Origin of the sequence: Rhodoferax sp. (genome assembly GCF_023701345.1) — a bacterium.
GTDB lineage: Bacteria > Pseudomonadota > Gammaproteobacteria > Burkholderiales > Burkholderiaceae_C > Rhodoferax.
Map to the genome: position 1 here is coordinate 1 of NZ_JAMPXE010000210.1, position 3,460 is coordinate 3,460.

3 protein-coding genes are annotated in these 3,460 nt (G+C 66.1%); all 3 read right to left on the reverse strand.

All coding sequences use genetic code 11. The annotated features are described in order from the left end of the window. Positions 1-752, reverse strand: a 752-nt coding sequence (locus tag NDI87_RS17145) for an RNA pseudouridine synthase (RefSeq protein WP_296276799.1), incomplete at its 3' end; no start/stop codon positions are given. Between the two features lie 44 nt (positions 753-796). Then, entirely contained in the window at positions 797-1,615 is an 819-nt protein-coding gene (locus tag NDI87_RS17150; RefSeq protein ID WP_296276800.1) for a M90 family metallopeptidase, read from the reverse strand. Between the two features lie 15 nt (positions 1,616-1,630). After that, a partial coding sequence (locus NDI87_RS17155; protein ID WP_296276801.1) for an MBL fold metallo-hydrolase occupies positions 1,631-3,460 on the reverse strand: 1,830 nt, incomplete at its 5' end.

Sequence of the window (3,460 nt, forward strand, 5' to 3'; positions counted from 1 at the left end):
AGACCGGACAGCGCCACCCGGCCCACGCGCTGGCGCTTGATGCCCTGGATGCGCAGGCCCACGCGCTCGCACAGGTAGGCGATCAGCCCCGGGTGCACGCCCTTCAAGGCAAAACGCAAGCGGGTGGACGTGTCCGAGGTGCTGTTGACGCTGACCTTGACCGGCGGCAGCGGCTGGCCGTCGCTGCTCAGGCCCGCGTTCAGGCGCTGCAACACCTCGGGCGCCACCTCGCCGGCCACCTCCACCACCAGTTCGTGTTCCATGAGGGCCGCGTCTTCGGTGAGCTTGCGCAACACGCGCCAGTCCTGGGTAAACACCACCAGCCCGCTGGCGGCTACTTCCAGCGGCACGCAGGCGCTGAGCTTGGCAAAGTGGTGCTTCAGCAGCCGCACGCCTGACGGGTCTTGCGCCCAGTGGTTGGCTGGCAGCAGCAGTTGCTGCGCCGGCCTGACGCGTTTGTTCGCCTCGCCCGGTGCCGCCATGGCCTCGAAGCCCGGCGGTTTGTGCAGCAGCAGCGTGACGTCGGTCAGCGTCATCAGGCTGGCGTGCGGGTCCACCACCACGGACTGGTCCGTCACGCGCGCCATCGGCTCTTCGACCACCTTGCCGTTCACGCTGACCCAGCCGCCCTCGATGTACTGCTCGGCCTCGCGGCGCGAGCAGCGCATCAGGTGCGCCACATGCTTGGACAGGCGCTCGCCGTCCTGCGTGAGCGGTTTGGCGGGCGGTGAGGTTTTTTTGGGTTTGATCATTGGCCGCAATGGTAACCAATGACGTGGGCGCGGTTGGCTGGCCGCTACCAGCTCCGCGGGTCCAACTGGTAAAACTGGCTGAGTTCCCGGTACAGCGCCGGGTGTTGTTCGGCCATGGCCGCGGGCTGCTCAAAAAACACCTCCGAGATCACCGCGAAAAATTCGCCCGGGTCGGTGGCGCCGTAGTCGCTGAACAGCGACGGCGCGCCACACGCCACGCGGGCTTGCAGGGTGGCAAATTCTGTGCCCAGCACGCTGGCCCAGCGCTGGTACTGCGCCCGCCGCTTGAGCATGGGCGCGCCGTTGGCGCTGCCGGTTTCCTGATCCAGCTGGTGGGCAAATTCATGAATGGCCACGTTCTGCCCATCGTCCACCACCGCCGCGCCGGCCAGCGTGTCCTGCCACGACAAGATCACTTGCCCCTCTGCCCACGACTCGCCCGCCAGCACCTCGCGTGTGCGGTGCGCCAGGCCGATGTGGTCCACCTGGTCGCGCTGCACCACAAAACTGTCGGGGTAAACCAGAATCTGGCGCAGTTTGGGGTAGTAGCCACTGGGGCGGTTCAAGATGAGCAGGCAGGCGTGCGCGGCAATCGTGACCCTGATCTCGTCGGTGATTGCCAGACCGTCGCAGCCAATGAACGCCTTCTCGGCCAGAAACACCTGCAGGTGCTGTTTCAGCTGCAATTGCAGGTCGGCGGGCAGCCGGCGCACATAGGGCACGCGCCGCTGCAATACCGCGCGCCAGGTGGCCGGAAAGGGCTGGGCGCGCAACTTTTTGCGTTTGCGCTCAAGCAGCCAGGGCGCGCCCACCAGCCACAGCACCAGCAGCAGGCCCAGACAGAAAATGATGACAGCCGGCATGGCGCTGCGCCGGGGCTAGGGCATCAGGGTTTTAAGGCGCGCCACATGCGCCATCAGCGAGCGTTTGGCCACCGGCCACATGCGCTGCGGCACATCGGCATACACCAGCGCCAGCCAGTCGTCGAGCGTGCCGTCGGGCTGCGCCTGCATGGCGGCCAACACCTTGGTCTCGCGCTGCAGGCGGTGCGTTTTGAGCCGGACGATGGCCGTCTTGGCCTCGTCATCCGGTCCGCCGATCACATAACCGTGGGCGGGCAGGATGTACTTGAGCTGGTGCTCGTGGCAAGCCTCGTGCAGCAGGTCCAGCGAATCCAGGTAGTCGGTCATGTCGCCGTCGGGCGGGTCAACCACCGTGGTGCTGCCGTTCAAAATGTGGTCGCCGCTGAACAGCAGGCCGTCTTCCAGCAGCATCAGGCACAGGTGGTTGGCGGCGTGGCCCGGAGTGTGAATGACTTGCAAGGTGTGTGTGGTGTCATTTATGACCCGGTCATTGCGAGGAGCGCCAGCGACGCGGCAATCCATGTCTTCAGGGGCCATGGATTGCTTCACTGCGTTCGCAATGACAACTCCATCACCGCGAGATTGCTTCACTGCGTTTGCAATGACAACTCCATCACCGCGAGATTGCTTCACTGCGTTTGCAATGACAACTCCATCACCGCGAGATTGCTTCACTGCGTTTGCAATGACAGCTCCGTCATCGCGAGCGAAGCGCGGCGATCCATGGTTTGGGGTCAACACCAGCAACTCGCCGTTTTGCAGCGCCCGGTCCGGCACAAAAGCGCTGTTGGCGCGCGCCGTGTCCGCGCTGGGCAGTCCCAAAATGGGCGGTGCCAGCTTGCACATGGCCTGCAGCGGCCGGGCGCCGGGGGCGTGATCGGGGTGCGAATGGGTGCAGACAATCAGGCGGATGTCGCCGCCCGCCGCGCGCCACAGCTTGGCCAGATGATCATCGTCGGCCGGGCCGGGGTCGATGGCGATATAGCCGGTGCCGGGGTCGCCCACCAGATAGCTGTTGGTGCCCGGGCCGGTCATGGCGCCGGGGTTGGGCGCGGTCAGGCGCAACACGTTTTTGAGCAGCGGCACGGCCTGCTCGCTTTGCCAGTCCAGCGTGTGCGCGATTTGACCGTCGGGGCAGACCAGCGCCAACTCGCCGTAGGCCGACTCGTGTTCCATATGGCGCTGTTCGCGCCCGGCCAGCAAGCCGGTGCGCGGGCAACTGGTCCACAGCGGTTCTTCCGTCACCGCGCAGGCCTGCAGCACGGCATCGACCGTGGCCAGGTCCTGCAGGCGCTGCAGCGTGATGATGGTCGGGTAGATCATGAAAAAGCTGCCCGCCTGATGCCGTGCCAGCGCGTCACCAGGGCGCACCCACACCGGTTCAAACTGCTCGGTCTCGTCGGCCACCGGCGTTTGCTCGGGTGGCATGCGGGCCACCAGAAACGGCACATCGAAGCGTTTGGGCGAATCGCGGTCGGTGATCCAGCGCGCCAGCACATAAATATCGCTCGCCGCCAGCGTCAGATCGCGCGCCGCGCACTGCGCGCCAAAGTCGCCCTGCCGGTCCATCGCGTCAATCTCGGCCTGCGTCGCCCAACTGCCATCCAGGTGGCGCGCCAGCAGCACGCCCAGCTCTTCAAAACTCTCGCGAATGCCGGCAATCGCCTCGGTCAGCGCCTGCGCGCTTTGCGTGGCCCGGCGCTGCGTCAGGGCGTGGCAGCAGCCATCCGCCGCGTCGATGCCGCCCCCCGGAAACACATAGGCGCCCGGCACAAAACTCGCCTTGCTGGAGCGCCGCGTCATCAGCACCTCCAGCCCGTCTGGCGTGTCGCGCAGCAGCAGCAC

Bases quoted from the DNA above. Each gene is read 5' to 3' on its own strand.
- NDI87_RS17150 (WP_296276800.1), bottom strand. From the start codon at position 1,615: ATGCCGGCTGTCATCATTTTCTGTCTGGGCCTGCTGCTGGTGCTGTGG.